Here is a 25,120-nt window from a genome sequence, read left to right as displayed (position 1 = left end):
CCCATTTCCCGCGCTAGCCGGTGACTTCGTCGCCACTTGGGCCCTGACCTGCGAATAGACACTTGCCGTGTGGCCGGTATCACCCCGGGGTTATGCCTGGTTGGGATGAGTGTCGCCGGATTCGGTCACCCATATTGATGAACGACAGTCGACGGCCGGGCAACCAGGCCAGGAAACGGGCACTCCGGACGCCGACGGCGAAAGGTGGCTCGCCATGACCGCGGCGGAACTGTCCGACCTGCGCGCGTTGGAAGGGGGCGTCGACACGGCGCCCGCGTTCGACGTGCCGGACTACCGGACGAAACTGGGTTGGCCGGTGGACGGGGACGCGTTGAACGCCTACCTCGACCTGGGCTCGGAACAGGTCGGCGGCCTGCGCATGCGGGCCGGGCTCGGTGCCGAGGTGCAGTGGTGGCTGCGCCTGCGGATGCTGGCGGGCCCGGTGCTCGCGGTGCCCGGCAAGCGGACCGAGTGGACCTTCCTCACCCAGCCCATCCCCGACGAGCACCACCGCAGGCCGTTGCCGCCCGGTGTCGAGCCGGTGCGCGCCCGCGTGCTGCTCCCGACCGCGCACACCGACCGCTCGGTCGTGTTCTGGGCGACCGCCCCGGACGTCGAGCACCCCAGCCTCCCGCTGTTCACCTCCGTGGTGGGCGCGGTCCGCAGCGTCCTCTACGGACACCGGTTCTGATCCCACCCGGCACCAGCCCCCTCGTCCCCGCCCGGAGCCGTCCCCGGCTCGGCGGGCGACCGGGGCCGCGGCGCCACCCCTGACCACCGGCGAGCCGCCGCGCACCCCCTGCGACGCGCAAGCGTCGCGCGGCGGCTCGCCCACCCCCGCGCCGCGACACCCGCACCGTCCCCTGCCGGTGTGGGTGTCGCGGCGCGCTCCACACCGCACCCGGCCCGGGCGGGCACTCCCCCGCACCGCACCCCCACCGGGGCGAACTGGCACGATCGACACACCATGACGCTCACCGCGCGGCTGCCCGCCTCCCCCGACCCGGACACCCTGTTCGACGCGTTCGCCTCCTGGGCGGCCGATCAGGGCCTGGCCCTGTACCCGGCCCAGGAGGAGGCGTTGATGGAGATCGTGTCCGGCGCCAACGTCATCCTCAGCACCCCGACCGGGTCGGGCAAGAGCCTGGTGGCGACGGGCGCGCACTTCACCGCCATGGCGCACGGGCGGCGCACGTTCTACACCGCGCCGATCAAGGCGCTGGTGTCGGAGAAGTTCTTCGCGCTGTGCGACACCTTCGGCGCGGAGAACGTCGGCATGATGACCGGCGACTCCAGCGTCAACGGCGGCGCGCCGATCATCTGCTGCACCGCGGAGATCCTGGCCAACATCGCGCTGCGCGACGGCGCCGAGGCCGATGTGGGCCAGGTCGTGATGGATGAGTTCCACTTCTACGCCGAGCCGGACCGGGGCTGGGCGTGGCAGATCCCGCTGATCGAGCTGCCGAAGGCGCAGTTCGTGCTGATGTCGGCGACCCTCGGTGATGTCGCCCGGTTCAAGGACGACCTGACCAGGCGCACCGGCCGCGACACCGCGGTGGTGACCTCGGCGCAGCGGCCGGTCCCGCTGCTCTACACCTTCGGCATGACGCCGCTGACCGAGGCGCTGGAGGAGCTGCTCAGCACCAACCAGGCGCCGGTGTACGTCGTGCACTTCACCCAGGCCGCGGCGCTGGAGCGGGCGCAGGCGCTGATGAGCATCAACGTGTGCACCCGCGAGGAGAAGGACCGCATCGCCGCGCTGATCGGCGACTTCCGGTTCTCCTCCGGGTTCGGCAAGACGCTGTCGCGGCTGGTGCGCCACGGCATCGGCGTGCACCACGCCGGCATGCTGCCCAAGTACCGGCGGCTGGTGGAGCGGCTGGCCCAGGCGGGCCTGATGAAGATCGTGTGCGGCACCGACACCCTGGGCGTCGGGATCAACGTGCCGATCCGCACGGTCGTGTTCACCGCGCTGTCGAAGTACGACGGGGTGCGCACCCGCATCCTCAAGGCGCGCGAGTTCCACCAGATCGCGGGCCGGGCGGGGCGAGCGGGCTACGACACGCTGGGCACGGTGCTGGTGCAGGCGCCCGAGCACGTGATCGAGAACGAGAAGTCGCTGGCGAAGCTGGGCGACGACCCGAAGAAGCGGCGCAAGTTCGTGCGCAAGAAGCCGCCGGAGGGGATGGTGTCCTGGGGGCAGCCGACCTTCGAGCGGCTGCGCGACGCCGAGCCGGAGCCGCTGACCTCCAGCTTCCAGGTCAGCCACTCGATGCTGCTCAACGTGATCGGCCGCCCCGGTGACGCGTTCGCCGCGATGCGCCACCTGCTGGAGGACAACCACGAGGACCGGCCCGCGCAGCGCCGCCACATCCGCCGGGCGATCGCGATCTACCGCGGTCTGCTGGAATCCGGCGTGGTGGAGAAGCTCGACGAGCCCGACGAGCAGGGCCGCCGGGTGCGGCTGACGGTGGACCTGCAGTTCGACTTCGCGCTCAACCAGCCGCTGTCGCCCTTCGCGCTGGCCGCGGTCGAGCTGCTCGACCGGGAGTCGCCGTCCTACCCGCTGGACGTGCTGTCCATTGTGGAGTCCACATTGGACGACCCGAGGCAGGTGCTCTCCGCGCAGGCGCACAAGGCGCGCGGCGAGGCCGTGCAGGCGATGAAGGCCGAGGGCATCGAGTACGACCAGCGGATGGAGCTGCTGGAGGCGGTCACCCACCCGAAGCCGCTCGCGGAGCTGCTCGGCCCGATGTTCGAGACCTACCGGCGCGGGCACCCGTGGGTCGGCGACCACCAGCTGTCGCCGAAGTCGGTCGTGCGGGACATGTACGAGCGGGCGATGACCTTCACCGAGTACGTGTCGTTCTACGCGCTGGCCCGCTCGGAGGGCCTGGTGCTGCGCTACCTCGCCGACGCCTTCCGCGCGGTCCGCCAGACGGTGCCCGACGAGGCCAAGACCGAGGAGGTCGCCGACCTCATCGAGTGGCTCGGCGAGGTCGTCCGCCAGGTCGACTCCAGCCTGATCGACGAGTGGGAGAAGCTCACCAACCCCACCGACGGCGACGAGGCCCCGGTCGACAAGGCACCGCCCGCGGTCACCACGAACCCGCGCGCGTTCCGGGTGCTGGTGCGCAACGCCCTGTTCCAGCGCGTCCAACTGGCCGCCCGCCGCGACTACACCGCCCTCGGCGCCCTGGACGCCGACAGCGGCTGGGACGCCGACGCCTGGGCCGACGCCCTGGACCCGTACTTCGACCTGCACAGCCAGATCGGCGTCGGCCCGGACGCCAGGGGCCCGGCCCTGCTGATCATCGAGCAGGAACCGGAGCGCTGGCTGATCCGCCAGATCTTCGAGGACCCCGCAGGCGACCACGACTGGGGCTTCACCGCCGAGATCGACCTCGCCGCCTCCGACGAGGCGGGCACCGCCGTCGTGCACATCACCGAGGTCGGCGAGCTGTAGCCCGATCGGCCCCGGTGCGTCGACCGCCGATCGCGGGCGGCCTCCCATAGGGTGCCCGCGACAGGAAGGAGCCACATGACCAGGGGCGACGGGGACCGGATGGTCCTGTGCGGACTCGGACACGAACACTGGGGCCACTACGGCGCGGCGGGCTTGTTGCCGGTCGCCGAGGGCCATGTGCTGCTGCAGGAGCGCGGCGGCGGCATCAGCGGCAGCGGCACCTGGGGGATGTTCGGCGGCGCGCGCGACAGCGACGAGGACACGATCACGGCGGCACTGCGGGAGGCGGGCGAGGAGAGCACGCTCGACCCCGCACTGGTCTCCCCGTTCGGCGTGATCATCGAAGACCACGGCGGCTGGACCTACGAGACGGTGATCGCGTCGGCGGAGTCGCGGTTCGCGGTGGAGCCCGCGTCGGTGGAGACCGCCGGGGTGGCGTGGGTACCGGTGGACGAGGTCACCGACCTCCCGCTGTTCGGCCCCTTCGCGGCGAACTGGGAGCGGCTGCGGGAATGCCTACAACCCCGCGTCCTGGTCGTCGACTGCGCGAACGTAATGGGCTCCCGCCCGGACGGCTGGTGGCGCGACCGCGCCGGAGCGGCTGCGCGACTGCGGGATCGGTTGGCCGCGGCCGAAGGATTCCCAGGGCTCGAGCCGTTCGACGTCGGATACCCGGAGATCGTGCTGGTGGTCGAGGGCCAGGCGCGGCGAACGAAACCGGTACCGGGGGTGGAGGTCGTTTCCGCTCAGCACAACGGGGACGACAAGATCGTGGAAGTCGCCCGAGGAAACCCCGGGTGCTTGGTGGTGACCGCGGATCGGGAGTTGCGGTCGCGGTGTACTGCGGTGGGAGCGGATTACATCGGGCCTGGGTGGTTGCAGGATCTGTTGCCGGATTGAGGTTTGCTGGCGGATTGAGGGTGCTGGCGGATTGAGGTTTTGCTGGCGCTTGCGGGGTGGGTTGATCGCCACGCGTGGGATGCGCGCTGCGTGTGAGATGCGTGCTGCGTGCGGGTTGCGTGCTGCTTGTGGGTTACGCGCTGCTTGCGGTTGTCCACAACGTCTTCTGCTGTCCACAGCCTTTGCTTGCTGCTCCCGGTTTGTCGGTCTCCCTCGGTAGGCTGTATATCGGGGGCTCTTGGTGCAGATGATCTTGTTGGGCACGCGGCGGGGGTAGTTGTTTGTCCACAACGTCTTCTGTTGTCCACAGGGCGTTGTTCGGCGCTCCCGGTTTGTCGGTGCGTCTCGGTAAGCTGTGTATTTGGGGGCTTTCGATCAGGTTGATCTTGGCGTAGGCCGTGGTTGGGGGTGCGGGGCAAGGGATTCGGGCCTCCGCCTTCGGCTCCGTTGGACGCCTCGTCGCCTGGCGGCAACATCGGCGGAGATCCGCGACAATGCGAAGAGCTCGATGGGGCGAACTTGTTTTGCGCGGGGCCCCTACAACACCCGTGGCAGAACCGCAAAGCAGGGGCCCAAAAGCAGGCCCTGCCGCGCGGAAACGCTACGGGTGTTGTCCCCCCACGCAAAACAAGTCCGCCCCATCGAGCCGGCTTGGCACCAGCGACTCCGACTGCGCGGGGCTGGGACGGTGGGCTGGGGCGGACCTGACGGGGGGCAGGTTGGCACCGCAGGGTCCGACTGTCCAGGCGCTGGGTTGGCAGGGCAGCCGAGAGCGGGCTGGGATGGCACCGGCCGTTCCGAGTGTCCGGGGTGTGAGCAGGTGGGTTGGGGCGGACCTGACGGAGGCTGGGGTGGCGCCAGCTACTTCCTACAGCCGAATGGTCGACCAGGTTGGCCGGGCCCGGACCCAACGGGAAACTGGCACCGCAGCTTCCCGCAGTCCAGCGATTGCTCAAGCAGCCCGGGCCGAAAGGGCTGGGAGTGCCAGGTTCTTCAGCGTCTCCACCCGGGGCTCGACCAAAGGGAATGCACGAGGGCCGGACACGCGGCGGCCGTGTTCCGCGTGTCCGGCCCTCGTACCGTCATCCCGAACGGGAGGGGGTTAGGGGAAGCGGGCGTTGACGCAGGCCAGGCGGGGGCCTGCGGTGCCTGCTTCGCCGGGGCCGGTGTGGGTGTGGGTGTCGTGGATGACGACTGCGGCGGCGGGGCGGGGGCCGAAGCGCCAGAGGACGTTGGCGACGGCTATGGCCGAGCCCTTGTCGTCGGTGGCGAAGTCGAGCCAGATCTCGTTGCGGGGGTTGGCGTAGGCGGGGTCGACGGAGGGGACGACGGGGTCGGGGGTGTCCTGGAAGTGGGGGCCCGCGTCGGCCGGGGCGGGGCCGCAGGGCTTGACGTGCACGTGGGCGCCGTAGTGGCGGTAGGGCAGCAGGCCGTGCACCCACAGCACCACGCTGGTCTTGCGCCCGGACGCGATCGGCATGACCGCGACGCGGGCGCCGACCGGGACCTTCTGGGTGTCGTAGGTGACCGCCTTGGCGCCTGCCCGCCAGGTCTCGAACACACCGTGCCCGGTGGCGGAGGCGGGGACCACGGCGGCGGCCGTCATCACCAGAGCGGCGGCCACGCTCAGTAGGGTTCGCATGGCCCGATCCTGACCGTTGCCGGCCGCGACCTCGCGCCAGCCGGCAAGGGGATCACCTCATAGGGTGAAGGATTGGTCTAAACCTCCCACGATCCCCCGCGCGGTTCAGCGCTCGACAGTGCCCTGGATCACAGTCGGCGGCTCCGGGTCCACCACAACCGAGTCGACCACGATCACCGACCGGGAGCGCTCGGCGCGGCGGATGATCCGGTTGCGCAGCAGGGCCCTGGTCGGCGGCAGCAGCAACAGCAGGGCCAGCACGTCGCTGATGAACCCGGGCAGCAGCACCAGCACGCCCGCGCCCGCGATGAGCATGCCGTCGACGACCTCGCGCTCCGGGGTGCGGCGCAGGAACACGGCCTCGCGCAGCGCGGCGAGGGTGCGGGTGCCCTCCCTCCGGAGCAGCACACCACCGAGCACGGTGGCGGCGATGAGCAGGCCAATGGTCGGCAGCACCCCGATGAGGCTGCCGACCGAGACCATCACGGTGATCTCGGCGGCCACTGCCAGCAGGACGATCAACAGGACGGGCACTGGAGGACTCCTCGACGGGGCGGGTATTTCACTGGATTACCCTACTAACGCACCAACGGCCGGGAATGCTCCCGCGAGGCATCCGCGCAGCTCAGCGCGCGTGTCGAACGGCCAAGCCCGGTCAAGACCACGTGGTGTTCACCACGAGGTCCGCTTGGCCTATCCCGGATACGCCGAGTTCACACTATTGTCATGAGAACCCCCGGATGACCCCGGGAAAGCACCACGCGTGGGTGACGGCCCGACTCCGCACCGGAGAATCGACCGAAAGCCACGACCGGCCGCACGACGAGGTGCGCTGCCACTCCCCGCGGTAACCGCGCCGTCACCGCCGACGGCACCAGGACCGCCGCGACAGCCCAGCGCTGTCACACCCCCCGCACGACGAGGTGCGCCCACCGCCCGAGCCCGGGCGAAGCTGTACTCACCGCCGCACCGTTTCGAGGCGCGGCACCGGGCCCAACGCGCGGCTGGTGTCGTGCGCCCCTGCCCGCCCAGCCGCCCGCGAAGCACGCCCGTGTGCGCGCATCCAGAGCACTGGGAGGGCCGCTAGTCATGTCGACCCGCCAAGACCGCCTGCAGGGTGGTCTCTACGACGAGCAGTACGAGCACGACGCTTGCGGGGTCGCCTTCGTGGCCGACCTCGCGGGCCGCCGAGACCATGGCATCGTCGCCAAAGCACTCGTCGCCCTGCGCAACCTCGAACACCGCGGCGCCCGTGGCGCCGAGCCCGACACCGGCGACGGGGCCGGGATCCTGATCCAGGTGCCCGACGCGTTCTACCGCGCTGTCACCGAGTTCGCCCTGCCCGACCCCGGCGCGTACGCGGTGGGTACCGCGTTCCTGCCGACCGAGGGGACCGCGCGCGCCGAGGTCATCGCGACCATCGAGGCGATCGCCGCCGAAGAGGGCGCTGTCGTGCTGGGCTGGCGCGAACTCCCGGTCAACCGCGAGCACGCGGGTGCCTCCGCCGCGGCCGTCATGCCGCACTTCGAGCAGCTGTTCCTCGCCGCGGCAGACGGCATCGACGGCCTTGCCCTGGAGCGCCTCGCCTTCTGCGTCCGCAAGCGGGCCGAACACGCGGTGGACGTCTACTTCTCCTCGCTGTCCTCGCGGACGATCGTCTACAAGGGGATGCTCACCGAGCCGCAGGTCGAGTCGTTCTTCCCCGACCTGTCCGACGAGCGGGTGACCAGCTCGATCGGCCTGGTGCACTCCCGGTTCTCCACCAACACCTTCCCGTCCTGGCCGCTGGCGCACCCGTACCGCTACGTCGCGCACAACGGCGAGATCAACACCCTGCGCGGCAACCGGAACTGGATGGACGCGCGCGAGTCGATGCTCGCCAGCGACCTGATCCCCGGTGACCTCAAGCGGATCTTCCCGGTCATCACCCGCGGTGCCAGCGACTCGGCGTCCTTCGACGAGGTGCTCGAACTGCTGCACCTGGGTGGCCGCAGCCTGCCGCACGCGGTGCTGATGATGATCCCGGAGGCGTGGGAGAACCACACCGAGATGGACCCGGCGCGCCGGGCGTTCTACGAGTTCCACTCGACGCTGATGGAGCCGTGGGACGGGCCCGCGCTGGTGGCCTTCACCGACGGCACCCAGATCGGCGCCGTGCTCGACCGCAACGGCCTGCGCCCGGCCCGCTACTGGGTGACCGAGGACGGCCTGGTCGTGCTGGCCAGCGAGGTCGGCGTGCTCGACATCGACCCGACGACGATCGTGCGCAAGGGCCGCCTGGAGCCGGGTCGGATGTTCCTGGTGGACACCGCCGCGGGCCGCGTGGTCGACGACGAGGAGATCAAGGGCGAGCTGGCCGCGGCGCACCCGTACGGCGAGTGGGCGGCCAAGGGCCTGCTGCCGCTGGCGCAGCTGCCCGCCCGGGCGCGCGAGGTCCCCACGCACTCCTCGCTCGTGCGCAGGCAGCAGGCGTTCGGCTACACCGAGGAAGAGCTGACCGTCCTGCTGGAGCCGATGGCGCGCACCGGTGCCGAGCCGATCGGGTCGATGGGCAACGACGCCCCGCTTGCCCCGCTCTCGCGCGCGCAGCGGCCGCTGTTCGACTACTTCAGCCAGCTCTTCGCCCAGGTGACCAACCCGCCGCTGGACGCGATCCGCGAGGAGCTGGTGACCTCGCTGGGCACCCAGCTCGGCGCGGAGCCGAACCTGCTGGCGGGCACGGCCGAGTCGTGCAGGCGGATCACGCTGCCGTTCCCGGTGCTGGACAACGACGAGCTGGCCAAGATCGCGCACGCCGACGACGACGGCGACCTGCCGGAGTTCCGGTCGGTCACCGTGCACGGCCGCTTCGACGTCGACGGCGGCGGTGACGCGCTGCGCGAGCAGCTCGACGAGATCCGCGCCCAGGTGTCGCGGGAGATCCGCGCGGGCGCCAGGGTCGTGGTCCTGTCCGACCGCGGCGTGGACGACGAGCTCGCCCCGATCCCGTCGCTGCTGCTGGTCGGCGCGGTGCACCAGCACCTGGTGCGGGAGAAGACGCGCAGCCAGGTGAGCCTGGTCGTGGAGTCCGGTGACGCGCGCGAGGTGCACCACGTGGCGCTGCTGATCGGCTACGGCGCGTCGGCGGTGAACCCGTACCTGGCGATGGCGACCGTGGAGGACATGGCCAGGCGCGGCGTCATCCGCACTGCCATCGACCCCCACACCGCTGCTCGCAACCTGATCAAGGCGCTGGGCAAGGGCGTGCGCAAGACCATGTCCAAGATGGGTGTGTCCACTGTGGCCTCCTACCACGGTGCGCAGATCTTCGAGGCGCTCGGGTTGGGCGCCGAGGTGGTGGACGCGTGCTTCACCGGCACCACCTCGCGCCTGGGCGGCATCGGGTTCGACGTGCTGGCCGAGGAGGTGCGGCAGCGGCACGCGGTGGCCTACCCGGCCGACGGGGTGCACGCCGACCACCGCGAGCTGGCCGTGGGCGGGGACTACCAGTGGCGGCGCGAGGGCGAGCCGCACCTGTTCAACCCGGAGACGGTGTTCAAGCTCCAGCACTCCACCCGGGCCGGGCGCTACGAGGTCTTCAAGGACTACACCCGGCTGGTCGACGACCAGTCCGCGGCGCTCAAGACGCTGCGCGGGCTGTTCGCGTTCAAGGAGGGCGTGCGGCCGCCGGTGCCGATCGAAGAGGTCGAGCCGGTCAGCGAGATCGTCAAGCGGTTCGGCACCGGGGCCATCTCCTACGGGTCCATCTCCCAGGAGATGCACGAGACGCTGGCGATCGCGATGAACCGGTTGGGCGCCAAGTCCAACACCGGTGAGGGCGGCGAGGACTCCGACCGGCTCTACGACCCGGCCCGGCGCTCGGCGATCAAGCAGGTGGCGTCCGGTCGGTTCGGCGTCACCAGCGAGTACCTGGTCAACGCCGACGACATCCAGATCAAGATGGCGCAGGGCGCGAAGCCGGGTGAGGGCGGTCAACTGCCGGGCACGAAGGTGTACCCGTGGATCGCCAAGACCCGGCACTCCACCCCGGGCGTCGGGCTGATCTCTCCCCCGCCGCACCACGACATCTACTCCATCGAGGACCTCGCCCAGCTCATCCACGACCTGAAGAACGCCAACCCGGCGGCCCGCATCCACGTGAAGCTGGTGTCCGAGGTGGGTGTCGGCACGGTCGCCGCGGGTGTCTCCAAGGCGCACGCGGACGTGGTGCTGATCTCCGGGCACGACGGCGGCACCGGCGCGTCCCCGCTGTCGTCGATCAAGCACGCCGGTGGCCCGTGGGAACTCGGGCTGGCCGAGACCCAGCAGACGCTGCTGGCCAACCGGTTGCGCGACCGGATCGTGGTGCAGACCGACGGGCAGCTCAAGACCGGCCGCGACGTCATGGTCGCGATGCTGCTGGGCGCTGAGGAGTTCGGTTTCGCGACCGCGCCGCTGGTCGTGTCGGGCTGCGTGATGATGCGCGTGTGCCACCTGGACACCTGCCCGGTGGGCGTCGCGACGCAGAACCCGTTGCTGCGGGCCAGGTTCAGTGGCAAGGCCGAGTACGTGGTGAACTTCTTCGAGTTCATCGCCCAGGAGGTGCGCGAATACCTGGCGGCGCTGGGTTTCCGCTCGATCCAGGAGGCCGTCGGGCACGCGGAGCTGCTCGACACCCGCGCCGCGGTGGACCACTGGAAGGCGGCCGGGCTCGACCTGACGCCGATCTTCTTCGTGCCGCCGCTCGAGCCGCGCGCGGTGCGCCACCAGGCCGTCGCGCAGGACCACGGACTGGCGCGGGCGCTGGACAACACGCTGATCCAGCTCGCCGAGGGGGCGCTGTCCTCGGGGGACAAGGTGCGGCTGGAACTGCCCGTGCGCAACGTCAACCGGACCGTCGGCACCATGCTCGGCTCCGAGGTGACCAAGCGCTGGGGCGGTGACGGCCTGCCGAACGACACCATCGACGTGACCTTCACCGGTACCGCGGGCCAGTCGTTCGGCGCGTTCCTGCCGCGCGGTGTGACGCTGCGGCTGGTCGGCGACGGCAACGACTACGTCGGCAAGGGCCTCTCCGGTGGCCGGATCACGGTGCGGCCGCACCCGGACGCGCAGTTCGCCGCCGAGCAGCACGTGATCGCGGGCAACGTGATCGCCTACGGGGCCACCTCCGGCGAGGTGTTCCTGCGCGGCAAGGTCGGCGAGCGGTTCGCGGTGCGCAACTCCGGCGCGCTGGCCGTCGTCGAGGGCGTCGGCGACCACGGCTGCGAGTACATGACCGGTGGCCGCGTGGTCGTGCTCGGGCAGACCGGCCGCAACTTCGCGGCGGGCATGTCCGGCGGGATCGCCTACGTGCTGGACCTGAACCCGGCGCGGGTCAACCCGGAGATGGTCGACCTCGACCCGCTCACCGTCGAGGACAGCGACGAGCTGCGCGGGTTCGTCGCCCGGCACGTCACCGAGACCGACTCCGCGGTGGGCCGGGCGCTGCTGGCCGACTGGGACAACGAGGTCAGCCGGTTCACCAAGGTGATGCCCACCGACTACAAGCGGGTGCTCGCCGCGCGCGCGGCCGCCGAGGCCGAGGGCCGCGACATCGACCAGGCGATCATGGAGGCCGCACATGGCTGACCCCAAGGGCTTTATGACCACCCGGCGCGAGAACGCCCAGCACCGGCCGGTTTTCCTGCGCTTGAAGGACTGGCGCGAGGTTTATGAGGAGTCCAACACAGCCGAGTTCAGGGCAGAAGCAGGGCAGAAGCAGGCCGGGCGCTGCATGGACTGCGGGATCCCGTTCTGCCACCAGGGTTGTCCGCTGGGGAACCTGATCCCGGAGTGGAACACCCTGGTGTGGCGGGAGGACTGGCAGCGGGCGGCCGAGCGGCTGCACGCGACCAACAACTTCCCCGAGTTCACCGGCACGCTGTGCCCGGCGCCGTGCGAGTCGGCGTGCGTGCTCGGCATCAACGACGACCCGGTGTCGATCAAGCGGGTCGAGGTGTCGATCGTCGACCGCGCGTGGGACGAGGGGTGGATCACCCCGCAGGTGCCCGCGACCCGCACCGGCAAGCGGGTCGCGGTGGTCGGGTCCGGCCCGGCCGGGCTCGCCGCGGCGCAGCAGCTCAGCCGCGCGGGGCACGACGTGGTGGTCTTCGAGCGGGCGGACGCCATCGGCGGGTTGCTGCGCTACGGCATCCCCGAGTTCAAGATGGAGAAGGCCCGCCTCGACCGGCGGCTGGAGCAGATGCGCGCGGAGGGCACCGAGTTCCGCACCGGCGTAGACGTGGGTGTCGACATCACCGCCGAGCGGTTGCGCGCCGAGTTCGACGCGGTCGTGCTGGCCGGTGGCGCCACCGCGTGGCGCGACCTGCCGATCCCCGGGCGCGAGCTGGCCGGGGTGCACCAGGCGATGGAGTACCTGCCGCCCGCGAACAAGGTGGCCGCCGGGCAGCTGGACCGCTCCCCCATCCACGCCGCGGGCAAGCACGTGGTGGTCATCGGCGGCGGCGACACCGGCGCGGACTGCGTCGGCACCGCGCACCGCCAGGGCGCCGCGTCGGTGACCCAGTTGGAGATCATGCCCAAGCCGCCCCAGGCGCGGGCGGAGGCCAACCCGTGGCCGACCTACCCGCTGCTGTACCGGGTGACCTCGGCGCACGAGGAGGGCGGCGAACGCGTGTACTCGGTCTCCACCACGGAGTTCCTCGGCGACACCGACGGCAACGTCCGGGCGCTGCGGCTCGCCGAGGTGGAACTGGTCGGTGGCCGGTTCACCCCGGTCGCGGGTTCCGAGCGCGAGATCCCGGCCGACCTGGTCACCCTGGCCATGGGCTTCGTCGGCCCGGAGAAGGGTGCCCTGCTGACCGACCTGGGCGTCGACCTCGACGACCGCGGCAACGTGGCGCGCGGGCGCGACTTCCAGACCTCGGTCGAGGGCGTGTTCACCGCGGGCGACATGGGCCGCGGCCAGTCGCTGATCGTGTGGGCCATCGCCGAGGGCCGCTCGGCCGCCGCCGGGGTGGACGCCTACCTGACCCGGCGCGCGGTCCTGCCCCGCCCCATCGAGCCGACCGACCGCCCCCTGGTCTAGCGGCTTCCCCCGGACAACGGCCCCGCGAGCAAAGGCGCTCGCGGGGCCGTGCCGTGTCAGCGGGTCACCGCCTCCCGCAGGCAGGCGTGACCGCGTGCCGCCGTTGTCACGGGGTCACAGTGGCCTGACTGGTCGCGATGCCCACCTCGGCGACCGGCGCGCCGAGGATGCCGAGCACCTCGATGCGAACCGGGGTGACCCTGATGCCGTCGCCACCCGCGACCGGGACCTGCTCGTTGAGGTGCACGACCGCCACGCCCGCGATCGAGACGGAGGTGTTGGGCGGGAGCGCGCCGTTGAAGGTCTGGCTGCCGATCTTCAGGTTCTGCACCGTGGTGGTGCCGCCGGTGACGACGACCGGTGCGCCGAGCGTGATGCTCGCCCCCGCGGCCGACCCGATGTAGTCGGCCGAGATCTGGCCCGCCAGCAGGCTGACGCCGGAGACGCCCGCCGTGGCGGTGGCGATCCGGGTGTTGCCGATGTCCTGGGCGGCGGCGGTGGTGGCCACCGCGCCGGTGGTGCCGAGCACCGGCGCCGAGATGCCACCGGGCAGGGTGGCGGCGTCGTTGGCGGGCAGAGAGGTGGTGAAGTTGACGTCGGCCCGCCCGAAGGTCACCGGGGCGGTCACCACCGTGTCGACGACGGCCGCCGAGGCGTGGGCGTCGGCGCGGTAGTTCGGGGGCGCGGCGGCGGCGGGCTGGGCCAGCCCGACCACGGCGAGGCTCACCAGGGCGAGCACGGCGGGCGTCGTCCGGCGGAGGGAGACACTTCGCATGTGTAACTCCTCGATATCAGGCCCGGGGTTGGGCCACGAGGATCATCGTCCGCCGGATGCCGGAAGCGCAGCCGTACAGCGCACGTTCCAGCCGAACGGCCGTGCGGATTCACCCGAATCCGATCCGGGTAAAACGCACCGCCATCTGCACTAGCGTTTGCGATCGCGCGCCTGAGCCGAACGGAGTTCGGAGCACGCGGACGGAGTCATCCGCGGCCACTGAGCGGCACAATGGCGGCATGAGCGAGCGGTTCACCGAAGAAGAGTTCGCGTTCCTGCGCCACGCCCGCTTCGGCGAACTGCCCGCCCGGGTGGACCCGGCGGACCTGGTCACCCTCAAGGAGACCGAGCCCGCCCCCGACTACGCCGACCTCGCCTACGAGGTCCGCGACCGCGCCGAGGGCTGAGCCCGGTCCCGTCAGGACGCTTGCGCCGCGACGAAGGAGATCGAGGCGCAGCGCGGCGGCGCCGTGAGGCCGACGAGGTCGCTGACGTCGTCGGCGCAGGTCGCGTAGTTGGCCTCGGTGGCCGAGGTCACCCGCACGGTGATGGTGCACGAGGGCTGCGCCGCGGCAAGCACCCCGGCGACGGCGTACTCGCCCGGCGCGGACACCCCGACGGTGGCGGTGCACGTCGTCGTCGGCGCGCCCGGGCTGGTCACGCCGCCGGGCAGCGACACCCCGAACGAGAACGGGACGGTGGTCGGGGTGTCGGCGTTGGTGATGGTGAACACCAGCGACCAGGTGCTGCCGACCGCGACGGCCCTGGCGCTGTATGCCGCGCTCAGCCCCGGCTGCGGTGCCGCGTGCGCTGGCTGGGCGGTCGCGACGAGCGCGGCCGCGGTGGCCGCACCGAGCAGGACGGACAGGACACGGCGCTGGTTCGGCATCCAACTCACCTCTCGAAGGGCGACGGGGCGTTCCCGGCGGTGGTACCCACCCTCGCCCGCGCACCGCCGTCCACACCGGCCGTCCCATCCGGACAGGTGGTCGTTTTCACCCGCCCGTGCCCGCGCGGTCAGTCCTCCCGGTACGCATAGGGTTCCTCGAAGTAGATCGGCGCGCAGCTGTCCAGTGTGGTCGTACCGACCAGGTCGACGATGGCACCGGGGCACGTCGTGTAAGTGCCCTGCGCCGCGGCGGTGACCGGGATCGTGATGGTGCAGGACAGCGCGACGTTGGAGAGGATCCCGTCGATGTAGAGGGTGTCGGCCTGCGCGGACCGGAAGGGCGGGATGATTCCCCCGGGATCGGGCGGCGTGTCGCTGACCGTCGTGTCCGTGCAGGTGCTCGACGGGGCGGTGACCGGGCGGGTGATGCCCGCGGGCAGGTTCAGCGTGAACGAGAACCCGACCGTCGTGAGGATGTCGGAGTTGTAGACGGTGAAGACCAACGCCCTGGTCGCGTTCACGGCCGAGGCCGAGACGCTGTAGGCGGCCGAGAGGCGGGGCTGTGGTGCCGCCTGCGCGGGCGACGCCGAGCACAGACAAGCCCCGGCGAGGACAACGGGCAGGAGAACGCGACGCGGTGCGAACATGGGGTCCACCTCTCGGATCGACGGCTAGCCCCACCGGGGTACCCAGGGGGCCGCGCGCGCAGCGGTCCAGAGTGGACGTTCGCCCGGGTGGGTGACCCGCGGCCACCCACCCGGGGCGCGCTCACATGTTGATCATGTGTCCGGCCAGGCCGTGGACGGCCTCCTTGACCGCTTCGCCGAGGGTCGGGTGCGCGTGCACGTTGCGCGCCACCTCGTGCACGGTCAGGTCCCACTGCTGCGCCAGGGTCAGCTCCGGCAGCAGCTCGGTGACCTCGGGGCCGATCAGGTGCCCGCCCAGCAGCTCGCCGTGGGTCTTGTCGCTGATCAGCTTCACGAAACCGACCGCCTCGCCCAGGCCGTGCGCCTTGGCGTTCGCGGTGAACGGGAACTTCGCGACCTGGACGTCGTAGCCCCTCTCGCGCGCCTGCGCCTCGGTGTAGCCGAAGCTGGCGATCTGCGGCTGGCAGTAGGTCGCGCGCGGGATCATCACGTAGTCGAGCTCCATGGTCTCCGCGCCCGCGATGGTCTCCGCGGCGATGACGCCCATGGACTCGGCGGCGTGCGCGAGCATCAGCTTCGCGGTGACGTCGCCGATGGCGTAGATGTTGTCGACCGAGGTGCGGCAGAAGCCGTCGATCTCGATGGCCTTGCGGTCGGTCAGCTTCACGCCGGTGTTCTCCAGGCCGTAGCCCTCCACCCGCGGCGCGAACCCGATGGCCTGCAGGACCTTGTCGGCCTCGATGACGTCGCGGGTGTCGCCCTTGGACACCTCGACCTTCACCTTGGCGCCCGAGTCGTCGATCGACTCGACCTTGGTGCCCACCCGCACGTCGATGCCGAGCTTCTTGTAGCGGCGCAGCAGTTCCTTGGAGACCTCTTCGTCCTCCAGCGGGACCATCCGGTCGAGGAACTCGACGATGGTGACCTTGACGCCGTAGTTGTGCAGCACGTAGGCGAACTCGACGCCGATGGCGCCCGCGCCTGCGATGACGATGCTCTCCGGCAGCGTGTCCGAGAGGATCTGCTCCTCGTAGGTGACCACGCGCTCGGAGAGCGCGGTGCCCGGCAGCAGCCTGGTGGTCGCGCCCGCGGCGATGATGGCGTTGCCGAAGGTGATCGTCTCGGTGCCGCCATCGGTCAGCGCCACGTCGATGGTGCCCGCGTCGCGGAAGGTGCCCCAACCCGCGTACTGGGTGATCGAGTTCTTCTTCATCAGGTAGTGCACGCCCTTGACCCGGCCCTCGGCCACGGTGCGGGAGCGCTGGAAGGCGGCGCCGTAGTCGAGGCTGATCGAGCCGTCGACCCGGATGCCGAACGTCTTGGTCTCGTGCTGGAGGATGTGCGCCAGCTCCGCGTTGCGCAGGAGGGCCTTCGAGGGGATGCAGCCGACGTTGAGGCAGACACCGCCCCAGTAGCGCTCCTCGATGATCGCCGTCTTGAGTCCGAGCTGGGTCGCCCGGATCGCCGCGACGTACCCGCCAGGCCCCGCGCCGAGGACCACGACGTCGAAGTGTGTGCTCATGGGTCCCACGATATTCGCCCGCGCGCGGGACCCGCCGAGCGCGGGGCTCAGCTCCCGACGGCGATCCCACCCACGGTGTCCACCCCGGTGACCCCGGTGACCACGACCGACAGCGGGCGGGCGGCCAGCGGGCGCGACGGCCGCAGGTGCCGCTCGCGGGCGGCCAGCGCTTCGGCCACCTCGGCGACCACGTCGGGCCGGGCGAGCGAGCCCGGCCCGACGGGTTCACCGAGTACGGCGATCCGGGTGGTCGGCACCCCGGTCGGCTCCACCGCGCGGCTGTGCCCGACGAGCACGAGCCCGCGCACGATCTCCGGGAACTCGGCCACGACCTGGCAGGCCACTTCGGTCAGCGCGGTGTGCGCCACGACCTGGGTCCTGGTGGCCCGGTCGGCGAGGGTTTCCAGCACGTCCTCGACCCGCTCCAGCGAGCCTGCGCCACCGGCCTGCGGCGGCACCGCGCACCAGGCGATCTGGTACGACTGCTCCAGCGGTCTCCAGGCCTCGGGCAATTCGGTCGGACGCGTCGCCGACGGGCTCAGCACCACCACCGCCGGGCCGTAGTCCAGCCCGCGCCACAGTGGCGCCCGCGCCGCCGCGAGCATCGTCAACCGGTTGCCTCGTGCCATCCCTGCCTCCCGAGTACGATCCGCCCCTTTCGGGACTACCCGGGTCAGGTGCTTTCAATCACCCGATAGCGCAGATCACAGTCGTGCTCAGACCGGCTGTCCGCCCTCGTCCTGGCGCAGCACCGCGAAGTTCAACTGCCCCTCGGCGTCGGCCTGCACGTCGAGCACCTTGTCGGACAACAGTTCCGCCGCGCCGGGCTCCAGGAACACGTGTGCCCCGGTCGCCGCGGTCACCACCTGGTCGCCCTCGGTCGGCTCCGGGGCGAGCGCCACCGCGAGCGGCGTGCCCTCCACCTCCGGGGTCACCAGGGTGAACCGCAGCCCACCGCTGTCCGGGATGCCGTCCTGCGCGGTCAACGCGCTGATGGCGTCCGCTGCCGCTTCTGTCACCGCCAGCATGTCTGGCTCCTTTCCGTGTCACCTTGTCGTGCGGCTCGCGTACCCACCGTAGGGGCGGCTGTGTCCGCCCGCCGGACGACAGCCCGACCCGCCTTGTGCCCGCTTCGGCGTGATCTTTAGAGTGCTCCGGTAGCGGTTGAGCAAGCAGCCGCAGCACGCCGGGGGGCGACACCCAGGCACAGTCGTCGAGCAGGCGGCCAGTCACCTGTTCGGTCGCCGCCCCCGGCACTCGCGTGGAGCGAGGGGCTGCGTGCTGCCCGACCCCGCCCGTCACCGGCGGTGGTCGCTGCCCGCGACGCGTCCCCCCGCCGAACGCTGCCCACGCGTCGACCCCCCGACGTCGGGGGGTCGGCCGAGTGGACGTGGACCGGGAGGAAGACCGTCATGGGCACCGCGGTGCGAAGACCGCAGGAGCGAGCCGGGGGCAGCCGGTGAGCCAGGACCCGACCTCGCGGGTGGCCCAACTGCAGTCCGAGTTGGACGGTCTGCGGCGCGCGCTGCGCACCAGGGCCACCATCGAGCAGGCCATGGGCGTGCTGGTGGTGCTGCGCCGGTGCTCGCCGAAGGAGGCGTTCGACGCGCTGGTGCGGCTTTCCCAGCAGTACAACACCAAGTTGCACCGGGTGGCGCACCTGGTGGTGGGGATGTTCGCCGAGCCGTCGGTCGAGCCGATGGACAGCTACCTGCGCCGCAACATCGGCGCCGACGACCCCGACGACGAGGCGGGCGAGCCTGCCGGGCTCGACGCCGCGTTGCTGGCCGCGGCGCGCGCGTTGGCCGAGGCGGGCGAGGAGCGGGCCGAGGTGGAGCAAGCGGTGCGCGACCTGCACCGCGTACTGGTCGAACACGGCTGGGTACCGCCCTACGACGTGCTCGGTCCGATCGCGGACGGATCGCGCGCCTAGCGTGCGGGCAGCCACCCGAACGCGCAGGTGTCCGCACCGGCGTTTCTGGGTACGTGGTGCACATGACGGGGAGTTCGCGGCGATGACCGGCAACGACAGCGGCCTCGGCGTGCTCGTGGGCACCCCGGCGGGGGAACAGACCACCGAGCGGCCAGGACGGGTACCACCACGGACGGGTGCGGGCCACCCGGGCTCGCGGGGTCGCGACACGCTCGGTGTCGGCCGCGCGGGGACCACCCTGTCCGGGTGGCGGGCACGTGCGGCGACCGCGGTTAGTGTCGGTGGTGTGAAACCGGGATCGGGTGGGAGACCGAGCGCGCACGCGGACGAGCGGGCCGGGTCGCCCGCCCCCGTCGGGACGCGGGAGGTCGGGTGAGCGCGGAGACCCCCACCGGTTCCACGCACGAGTACAGCCACCTGGCCCCGCTGTTCAGCGAACTCGGCGAGTTGCCCGACGGTGACGACCGGCGCGAAGCGGTGCGCGACAAGCTGGTCACCGGGCACCTGCCGCTCGCCGAGCACATCGCGATGCGCTTCGCCCACCGCGGCGTGGCCCGCGACGACCTGACCCAGGTCGCCACCGTGGGCCTGATCCACGCGGTGGACCGGTTCGACCCGACCCGCGGCATCGACTTCCTGTCCTTCGCGGTGCCCACCATCATGGGCGAGGTCCGCCGCTACTTCCGCGACACCGCGTGGTCGGTGCGGGTGCCGCGCAGGCTCAAGGAACTGCACCTGACCATCACCGCGGCGGGCAACGAACTCTCCCAGCGCCTGGGCCGCGCGCCGACGCCCAGCGAGATAGCCACCCACCTGGGGATGAGCCGCGAAGAGGTCTACGAGGGCTTGGAAGCCGGGCAGGTCTACCAGTCGGTCTCGCTCGACGAGGCGCTGTCCTCCGGTGACCCCGACTCCGACCCGCTCGCCGACACCCTCGGCGAGGACGACGCGGCGCTGCTGGGCATCGAGGACCACGAATCGCTGCGCCCGCTGATCGAGCGGCTGCCCGAGCGCGAGCGGCGGATCCTGCTGCTGCGGTTCTTCCGGAACATGACCCAGACCCAGATCGCGGAGAAGATCGGCGTCTCGCAGATGCACGTCTCCCGGCTGCTGACCCGCACGTTGGAAACGCTGCGTGCTGGCTTGGTCACCGACGAGCGCTGAACAGGACTTTTCCGGTGTTCGTGGTCCACACTGGAGGCCAAGGACACGGCGGGAGGCTGACGTGGCGCGACCGATTTGGCACGGGGCGATCAACTTCGGGCTGGTGACGGTGCCGGTCGACCTCTACTCGGCCACCGACGACCACACGATCAGCTTCCGCCAGTTCGAGCGGGGGACGACCGACCGCATCCGCTACAAGCGGGTCAACGAGCGCACCGGCGAGGAGGTCGCCTTCGCCGACATCGTCAAGGGCGCCGAGGTCGGGGCGGGCGAGTACGTGATCATCGACCCGGAGGAGCTCGACCAGATCGCCCCCGGCCGCTCCCGCACCCTCGACATCTCCTCGTTCGTCGACCTGGAGGAGATCGACCCGATCCACTTCCAGAAGACGTACTGGCTGGCGCCGTCGAAGGAGGAGTACACCAAGGCCTACGGCCTGCTCCTGCAAGCCATGCGCAAGACCAACCGCGCGGGCATCGCCACCTTCGTCATGCGCGGCAAGGAATACCTCACGGCCGTCCGAGCCAGCGACGACGACCTGCTGGTGCTGACCACCCTCCTGTTCGCCGAAGACCTGCGCGACCCGGCCAAGGAACTCAAGTCCCTGCCGGAGATCACCCCCGCGCGCGGCAAAGAACTGGACATGGCGATCACCCTGGTCGACTCGATGACCGAGCAGTGGAACCCCGAGGACTACCACGACACCTACACCCAGCGGGTCGAACAGCTCATCGAAGACAAGAAACAGGGCCGCGAGGTCGTGGCGGGCGAGGAACCCAGCACCCCCACCAAGGTGGTGGACCTCTTCGAAGCCCTGACCAAGAGCGTCGAAGGTCGCAAGAAGCGCCGCCAGCCCGACGAGGAGCTGGACAACCTCAGCAAGGCCGACCTGGACAAGCTCGCCCGCGAACTGGACATCAAGGGCCGCTCCAAAATGACCCGCTCGGAGCTGGAGAAAGCCGTATCAGCCGCCTCCTCCCCCCGCCGAGCCTCCTGACCCCTCGCCTGCTGCCCCCTCCCCTGTGGACGGTGCCCTTCTTCAAGCCGGTCCACAGGAGACTCCTAACTGCAGGAAACCACTGGCGCCAAACCAACATCCGAACCCTCGGCCCCGGCGACGCCAACCTGCCCCCCGTCAGGTCCACCCCAGCCCACCTGACCAGCCCCCGGGACACTCGAACCCCGCTGTGCCAACCCAACTGCCGTCAGGTTCGCCCAAGCCCACCCGACCTGCCCCGGACACCCGGAAGATCCGGTGCCATCCCAGCCCGCCCTCGTCGGCCCTGCCAACCCAGCACCTGGACACTCGGCCGTCGGTGCCAGCCTGCGCCCCGTCAGGTCCGCCTCAGCCCACCTTCCCAGCGCGTGGACAGTCGGAGTCGCTGGTGCCAAGCCGGCTCGATGGGGCGGACTTGTTTTGCGTGGGGGGACAACACCCGTAGCGTTTCCACGCGGCAGGGCCTGCTTTTGGGCCCCTGCTTTGCGGTTCTGCGTCGGGTGTTGTAGGGGCCCCGCGCAAAACAAGTTCGCCCCATCGAGCTTTCCGCATTGTCGCGGATCGGACGCCGAGGTCGCCGCCAGGCGACGAGGCCGTCCACCGGAGCCGAAGGCGAAGGCCCGAATCCCTTGCGACGCACCCCCAACCACAGCATGCGCCAAGATCAACCTGATCGAAAGCCCCCAAATACACAGCCTACCGCGCAGCACCGACACAACGGGAGCAGCAACCAACGCCCTGTGGACAACCAGAACCGTTGTGCACAACCAAACCACGCACAACCAGCCCCACAAGATCAACTGAATCAAGAGCCCCCGATATACAGCCTACCGAGAACCACCGACAAGCCGGGACCAGCGACCAACACCCTGTGGACAACCGAACCCGTTGTGGACAACCAAGCACAGCCAGCCATCAAGACTCAGCCGACCGCCTCCCCCAGCGGAGCAACTCCAGCGAACGCCCGAGCAGACACCTCTTCATCCACTGTGGACCCAATATCGCCCGGTCAGCACTCGATCACGTTCAGCGCCAACCCACCACGCGCCGTTTCCTTGTACTTCGTGTGCATGTCCGCGCCGGTTTCGCGCATCGTTTTGATGACTTTGTCCAGGTGCACCACGTGCGTGCCGTCGCCACGCAGGGCCATCCTGGAGGCGTTGATGGCCTTGGTCGAGCCGACCGCGTTGCGCTCGATGCAGGGGATCTGGACCAGGCCGCCCACCGGGTCGCAGGTCAGGCCCAGGTGGTGTTCCAGGCCGATCTCGGCGGCGTTCTCCACCTGCGCGACCGTCCCGCCCAGCACGGCGGTGAGGCCCGCGGCGGCCATCGCGCAGGCCGAGCCGACCTCGCCCTGGCAGCCGACCTCGGCGCCGGAGATCGAGCCGGTTTCCTTGAGCACCACGCCGATCGCGGCGGCGGTGAGCAGGAACTCGATCACTCCGTCGTCGTTGGCGACGGAGAGGAACCGGGTGTAGTAGTGCAGCACGGCGGGGATGATGCCCGCGGCGCCGTTGGTGGGGGCGGTGACGACGCGGCCGCCGGAGGCGTTCTCCTCGTTGACCGCGAGCGCGAACAGGCTCACCCAGTCCATGACGTAGAGGGGGTCGCCCTCGCCGCTCTCGGACAGCAGCTTCTCGTGCAGGGCCTTGGCGCGGCGCGGGACCTTGAGGCCGCCGGGCAGCACGCCGTCCTGCTCGCAGCCGCGGGTGACGCAGTCCTGCATGACCTGCCAGATGTGCATCAGACCGGCGCGTACCTCGTCCTCGGTGCGCCAGACCAGCTCGTTGGCCATCATGACCTGGGCGACGGACTTGCCGGTGACCTCGCAGTGGGTCAGCAGGTCGGCCGCGGTGCGGAACGGGTACGGCACCGGCGTGGTGTCGGCGGAGATCACCGGGCCGTCGGCCGCGGACTCGTCGAGGACGAAGCCGCCGCCCACGGAGTAGTAGGTGCGCACGGCCAGTTCGCCGCCCTCGGCGTCCCAGGCGGCGAAGGTCATGCCGTTGGGGTGCAGCGGCAGCGACTTGCGCCGGTGCATGACGAGGTCGTCGTCCTCGGCGAAGGCGATCTCGTGGCCGCCCAGCAGCCGGATGCGGCCGGACTCGCGGATCGCGGCGACCCGGGTGGGCACCGAGGCCGTGTCGACCTCCTCCGGGCGCTCGCCCTCCAGGCCGAGCAGCACCGCCTTGTCGCTGCCGTGGCCGTGGCCGGTGGCGCCCAGCGAGCCGAACAGCTCGGCGCGCACCCTGGCCACCCCCGGCAGCCGCCCGGCGTCGCGCAGGCCCTCGACGAACATCACCGCGGCCCGCATCGGGCCGACGGTGTGCGAGCTCGACGGGCCGATGCCCACGCTGAACATGTCGAAGACGCTGACCGCCACCACTAACCTCCTCGTTCGGCCCCGGTGCCGCGCCGGGTCTCGGCGCGGCACCGGGAACGGGCAATCCCTAGCCCAGCTCCGGGTAGAGCGGGCGGCGGCGCACCAGGGCGGCCACGCGGTCGCGCAGCGCCTCCCCGGCCGCCTCGTCGAGCTCGGGCCGCAGCGCGAGCGCGATCACGTCGGCGACCTCGGCGAAGTCCTCGGCGTCGAAGCCGCGGGTGGCCAGCGCCGGGGTGCCGATGCGCAGCCCGGAGGTGACCATCGGCGGCCGCGGGTCGAACGGGACCGCGTTGCGGTTGACCGTGATCCCGATCGAGTGCAGCCGGTCCTCGGCCTGCTGGCCGTCGAGCTGCGAGTCGACCAGGTCGACCAGCACCAGGTGCACGTCGGTGCCACCGCTGAGCACCTTCACGCCCGCCTCGGCGGCGTCCGGCGCGGAGAGCCGGTCGGCCAGGATCCGGGCGCCCTCGAGCACCCGGCGCTGCCGCTCGGCGAACTCGGCGGAAGCGGCGATCTTGAACGCCACCGCCTTGGCCGCGATCACGTGCTCGAGCGGACCGCCCTGCTGGCCGGGGAACACCGCCGAGTTGACCTTCTTGGCCAGCTCCTTGGTGCACAGCACCACCCCGCCGCGCGGCCCGCCGAGGGTCTTGTGCGTGGTGGTGGTGACCAGCTGCGCGTGCGGCACCGGGTTCGGGTGCAGCCCGGCGGCGACCAGGCCCGCGAAGTGCGCCATGTCGACCATGAGCAGCGCGCCGACCGCGTCGGCGATGCGGCGGAACTCGGCGAAGTCGAGGTGGCGCGGGTAGGCCGACCAGCCAGCCACGATCAGCTTCGGGCTGTGCTCCTTGGCCAGCCGCTCGACCTCGGCCATGTCGACCCGGCCGGTGTCGCGGTCGCTGTGGTAGGCGACCACGTTGTACAGCTTGCCGGAGAAATTGATCTTCATGCCGTGCGTCAGGTGCCCGCCGTGCGCCAGGTCCAGCCCGAGGATGGTGTCACCGGGCTTGAGCACGGCGAACATCGCCGCGGCGTTGGCCGAGGCGCCCGAGTGCGGCTGCACGTTGGCGTGCTCGGCGCCGAAGAGCTCCTTGACCCGGTCGATGGCCAGCTGCTCGACCACGTCGACGTGCTCGCAGCCGCCGTAGTAGCGGCGGCCGGGGTAGCCCTCGGCGTACTTGTTGGTCAGCACCGAGCCCTGCGCCTCGAGCACCCCGACCGGGGCGAAGTTCTCCGAGGCGATCATCTCCAGCGTCGACTGCTGGCGGTGCAGCTCGGCGGCGACCGCGGCGGCGATCTCCGGGTCCACCTCGGCCAGCGACTGCCCGAACGTGGGTGTGCCTGCCATTCAGTCCTCCTTGGTGTGCTCGGCGTACGCGGCGGCGTCGAGCAGCTCGGGGTCGCCGTCGACGCGGACGCGGAAGAGCCAGCCGTCGCCGAACGGGTCGGTGTTGACCAGCTCGGGGGTGTCCACGACGGCCTCGTTGATCTCGACCACCACGCCGTCGGCGGGGGCGAACAGGTCGGACACGGACTTGGTCGACTCGATCTCCCCGCACGCCTCACCCGTGGTCAGGGTGGCGCCCACCTCGGGCAGCTGCACGTACACCACGTCACCGAGGGCGTCGGCGGCGTACTTCGTGACGCCGACCGTGGCCGAGGCCGGATCGGCGAGGTCGACCCACTCGTGGTCGGTGGTGTAGCCGAGGTTCTCCGGGTTGCTCATGGGTTCT

20 protein-coding genes are annotated in these 25,120 nt (G+C 70.9%); 9 read left to right on the top strand and 11 right to left on the bottom strand.

Annotation, left to right across the window (positions count from 1 at the left end; all coding sequences use genetic code 11):
- Positions 1 to 214: 214 nt before the first annotated feature.
- The 3 genes from LV75_RS33580 to LV75_RS33570 all read left to right on the top strand — a co-directional run bounded on the left by LV75_RS33580 (position 215) and on the right by LV75_RS33570 (position 4,366).
- On the top strand, positions 215 to 691 hold the full coding sequence (locus LV75_RS33580) for a hypothetical protein (protein ID WP_253891572.1): 477 nt from the start codon (positions 215 to 217) through the stop codon (positions 689 to 691).
- A gap of 276 nt (positions 692 to 967) precedes the next feature.
- Positions 968 to 3,466 carry a DEAD/DEAH box helicase gene (locus LV75_RS33575; RefSeq protein WP_253891571.1) on the top strand — a complete coding sequence of 833 codons (2,499 nt, stop codon included), beginning with the start codon at positions 968 to 970 and terminating at the stop codon, positions 3,464 to 3,466.
- A 75-nt stretch (positions 3,467 to 3,541) separates the two neighbouring features.
- The gene (locus tag LV75_RS33570; protein WP_253891570.1) at positions 3,542 to 4,366 is read left to right on the top strand and encodes an NUDIX hydrolase; all 825 of its coding nucleotides are present in this window, start codon (positions 3,542 to 3,544) and stop codon (positions 4,364 to 4,366) included.
- A 1,102-nt stretch (positions 4,367 to 5,468) separates the two neighbouring features.
- On the opposite strand, the gene LV75_RS33565 is transcribed toward LV75_RS33570, so the two are convergent.
- Positions 5,469 to 6,008 carry a superoxide dismutase family protein gene (locus LV75_RS33565; protein ID WP_253891569.1) on the bottom strand — a complete coding sequence of 180 codons (540 nt, stop codon included), beginning with the start codon at positions 6,006 to 6,008 and terminating at the stop codon, positions 5,469 to 5,471.
- 105 nt (positions 6,009 to 6,113) lie between these two features.
- Positions 6,114 to 6,542 carry an FxsA family protein gene (locus tag LV75_RS33560; protein WP_253891568.1) on the bottom strand — a complete coding sequence of 143 codons (429 nt, stop codon included), beginning with the start codon at positions 6,540 to 6,542 and terminating at the stop codon, positions 6,114 to 6,116.
- Between the two features lie 555 nt (positions 6,543 to 7,097).
- Here LV75_RS33560 and gltB point away from each other — a divergent pair.
- Positions 7,098 to 11,618 carry a glutamate synthase large subunit gene (gene gltB, locus LV75_RS33555; protein ID WP_253891567.1) on the top strand — a complete coding sequence of 1,507 codons (4,521 nt, stop codon included), beginning with the start codon at positions 7,098 to 7,100 and terminating at the stop codon, positions 11,616 to 11,618.
- The gene (locus tag LV75_RS33550) at positions 11,611 to 13,077 is read left to right on the top strand and encodes a glutamate synthase subunit beta (RefSeq protein ID WP_253891566.1); all 1,467 of its coding nucleotides are present in this window, start codon (positions 11,611 to 11,613) and stop codon (positions 13,075 to 13,077) included. The genes gltB and LV75_RS33550 overlap by 8 nt, the downstream gene beginning before the upstream one ends.
- Before the next feature lie 106 nt (positions 13,078 to 13,183).
- Here the strand turns inward: LV75_RS33550 and LV75_RS33545 are convergent, their stop codons facing one another.
- A complete protein-coding gene (locus LV75_RS33545) occupies positions 13,184 to 13,852 on the bottom strand; it encodes a choice-of-anchor P family protein (RefSeq protein WP_253891565.1) in 669 nt (222 codons plus the stop codon).
- Positions 13,853 to 14,091: 239 nt separating this feature from the next.
- Between LV75_RS33545 and LV75_RS33540 the strand changes: the two genes are divergently transcribed.
- On the top strand, positions 14,092 to 14,259 hold the full coding sequence (locus LV75_RS33540; RefSeq protein WP_253891564.1) for a hypothetical protein: 168 nt from the start codon (positions 14,092 to 14,094) through the stop codon (positions 14,257 to 14,259).
- Between the two features lie 11 nt (positions 14,260 to 14,270).
- On the opposite strand, the gene LV75_RS33535 is transcribed toward LV75_RS33540, so the two are convergent.
- From LV75_RS33535 to LV75_RS33515, 5 genes are all read right to left on the bottom strand, one after another.
- Positions 14,271 to 14,741, bottom strand: coding sequence for a DUF7933 domain-containing protein (locus LV75_RS33535; RefSeq protein WP_253891563.1), 471 nt, complete (start codon positions 14,739 to 14,741; stop codon positions 14,271 to 14,273).
- A 128-nt stretch (positions 14,742 to 14,869) separates the two neighbouring features.
- Complete coding sequence (locus LV75_RS33530; protein ID WP_253891562.1) at positions 14,870 to 15,388, bottom strand: DUF7933 domain-containing protein; 519 nt, start codon at positions 15,386 to 15,388, stop codon at positions 14,870 to 14,872.
- Between the two features lie 121 nt (positions 15,389 to 15,509).
- A complete protein-coding gene (gene lpdA, locus LV75_RS33525; protein ID WP_253891560.1) occupies positions 15,510 to 16,910 on the bottom strand; it encodes a dihydrolipoyl dehydrogenase in 1,401 nt (466 codons plus the stop codon).
- Between the two features lie 47 nt (positions 16,911 to 16,957).
- Positions 16,958 to 17,539: a hypothetical protein gene (locus tag LV75_RS33520; protein ID WP_253891558.1), complete on the bottom strand. Its 582-nt coding sequence runs from the start codon at positions 17,537 to 17,539 to the stop codon at positions 16,958 to 16,960.
- A gap of 87 nt (positions 17,540 to 17,626) precedes the next feature.
- Entirely contained in the window at positions 17,627 to 17,938 is a 312-nt protein-coding gene (locus LV75_RS33515; protein WP_253891556.1) for an iron-sulfur cluster biosynthesis protein, read from the bottom strand.
- Positions 17,939 to 18,369: 431 nt separating this feature from the next.
- On the opposite strand from LV75_RS33515, the gene LV75_RS33510 reads away from it, so the two are divergent.
- From LV75_RS33510 to ku, 3 genes are all read left to right on the top strand, one after another.
- Positions 18,370 to 18,843, top strand: a complete 474-nt coding sequence (locus LV75_RS33510) for an ANTAR domain-containing protein (RefSeq protein ID WP_253891555.1) — start codon at positions 18,370 to 18,372, stop codon at positions 18,841 to 18,843.
- Between the two features lie 372 nt (positions 18,844 to 19,215).
- Positions 19,216 to 20,007 (top strand): SigB/SigF/SigG family RNA polymerase sigma factor, encoded by a 792-nt coding sequence (locus LV75_RS33505; RefSeq protein ID WP_253891553.1) that lies wholly within the window; start codon positions 19,216 to 19,218, stop codon positions 20,005 to 20,007.
- A gap of 61 nt (positions 20,008 to 20,068) precedes the next feature.
- Positions 20,069 to 21,004, top strand: coding sequence for a non-homologous end joining protein Ku (gene ku, locus LV75_RS33500; protein WP_253891552.1), 936 nt, complete (start codon positions 20,069 to 20,071; stop codon positions 21,002 to 21,004).
- Between the two features lie 1,009 nt (positions 21,005 to 22,013).
- Here ku and LV75_RS33495 read toward each other — a convergent pair.
- The 3 genes from LV75_RS33495 to gcvH all read right to left on the bottom strand — a co-directional run bounded on the left by LV75_RS33495 (position 22,014) and on the right by gcvH (position 25,113).
- A complete protein-coding gene (locus LV75_RS33495) occupies positions 22,014 to 23,387 on the bottom strand; it encodes an L-serine ammonia-lyase (RefSeq protein WP_253891550.1) in 1,374 nt (457 codons plus the stop codon).
- Between the two features lie 67 nt (positions 23,388 to 23,454).
- Entirely contained in the window at positions 23,455 to 24,735 is a 1,281-nt protein-coding gene (gene glyA / locus LV75_RS33490; RefSeq protein WP_253891548.1) for a serine hydroxymethyltransferase, read from the bottom strand.
- Complete coding sequence (gcvH, locus tag LV75_RS33485) at positions 24,736 to 25,113, bottom strand: glycine cleavage system protein GcvH (protein ID WP_253891546.1); 378 nt, start codon at positions 25,111 to 25,113, stop codon at positions 24,736 to 24,738.
- Positions 25,114 to 25,120 lie beyond the last annotated feature (7 nt).

Origin of the sequence: Actinokineospora diospyrosa, assembly GCF_024171925.1 — a bacterium.
GTDB classification, from domain to species: Bacteria; Actinomycetota; Actinomycetes; order Mycobacteriales; family Pseudonocardiaceae; genus Actinokineospora; species Actinokineospora diospyrosa.
The sequence above is the reverse complement of the archived record's forward strand: the minus strand, read 5'-3'. Positions and strand labels throughout refer to the sequence as shown.

What these genes read in the sequence shown, in the direction of transcription:
- LV75_RS33580 (WP_253891572.1), top strand. Translation starts at nt 215, where the DNA reads ATGACCGCGGCGGAACTGTCCGACCTGCGCGCGTTGGAAGGGGGCGTC.
- LV75_RS33575 (WP_253891571.1), top strand. Translation starts at nt 968, where the DNA reads ATGACGCTCACCGCGCGGCTGCCCGCCTCCCCCGACCCGGACACCCTG.
- LV75_RS33570 (WP_253891570.1), top strand. Translation starts at nt 3,542, where the DNA reads ATGACCAGGGGCGACGGGGACCGGATGGTCCTGTGCGGACTCGGACAC.
- LV75_RS33565 (WP_253891569.1), bottom strand. Translation starts at nt 6,008, where the DNA reads ATGCGAACCCTACTGAGCGTGGCCGCCGCTCTGGTGATGACGGCCGCC.
- gltB (WP_253891567.1), top strand. Translation starts at nt 7,098, where the DNA reads ATGTCGACCCGCCAAGACCGCCTGCAGGGTGGTCTCTACGACGAGCAG.
- LV75_RS33550 (WP_253891566.1), top strand. Translation starts at nt 11,611, where the DNA reads ATGGCTGACCCCAAGGGCTTTATGACCACCCGGCGCGAGAACGCCCAG.
- LV75_RS33545 (WP_253891565.1), bottom strand. Translation starts at nt 13,852, where the DNA reads ATGCGAAGTGTCTCCCTCCGCCGGACGACGCCCGCCGTGCTCGCCCTG.
- LV75_RS33540 (WP_253891564.1), top strand. Translation starts at nt 14,092, where the DNA reads ATGAGCGAGCGGTTCACCGAAGAAGAGTTCGCGTTCCTGCGCCACGCC.
- LV75_RS33535 (WP_253891563.1), bottom strand. Translation starts at nt 14,741, where the DNA reads ATGCCGAACCAGCGCCGTGTCCTGTCCGTCCTGCTCGGTGCGGCCACC.
- LV75_RS33530 (WP_253891562.1), bottom strand. Translation starts at nt 15,388, where the DNA reads ATGTTCGCACCGCGTCGCGTTCTCCTGCCCGTTGTCCTCGCCGGGGCT.
- lpdA (WP_253891560.1), bottom strand. Translation starts at nt 16,910, where the DNA reads ATGAGCACACACTTCGACGTCGTGGTCCTCGGCGCGGGGCCTGGCGGG.
- LV75_RS33520 (WP_253891558.1), bottom strand. Translation starts at nt 17,539, where the DNA reads ATGGCACGAGGCAACCGGTTGACGATGCTCGCGGCGGCGCGGGCGCCA.
- LV75_RS33515 (WP_253891556.1), bottom strand. Translation starts at nt 17,938, where the DNA reads ATGCTGGCGGTGACAGAAGCGGCAGCGGACGCCATCAGCGCGTTGACC.
- glyA (WP_253891548.1), bottom strand. Translation starts at nt 24,735, where the DNA reads ATGGCAGGCACACCCACGTTCGGGCAGTCGCTGGCCGAGGTGGACCCG.
- gcvH (WP_253891546.1), bottom strand. Translation starts at nt 25,113, where the DNA reads ATGAGCAACCCGGAGAACCTCGGCTACACCACCGACCACGAGTGGGTC.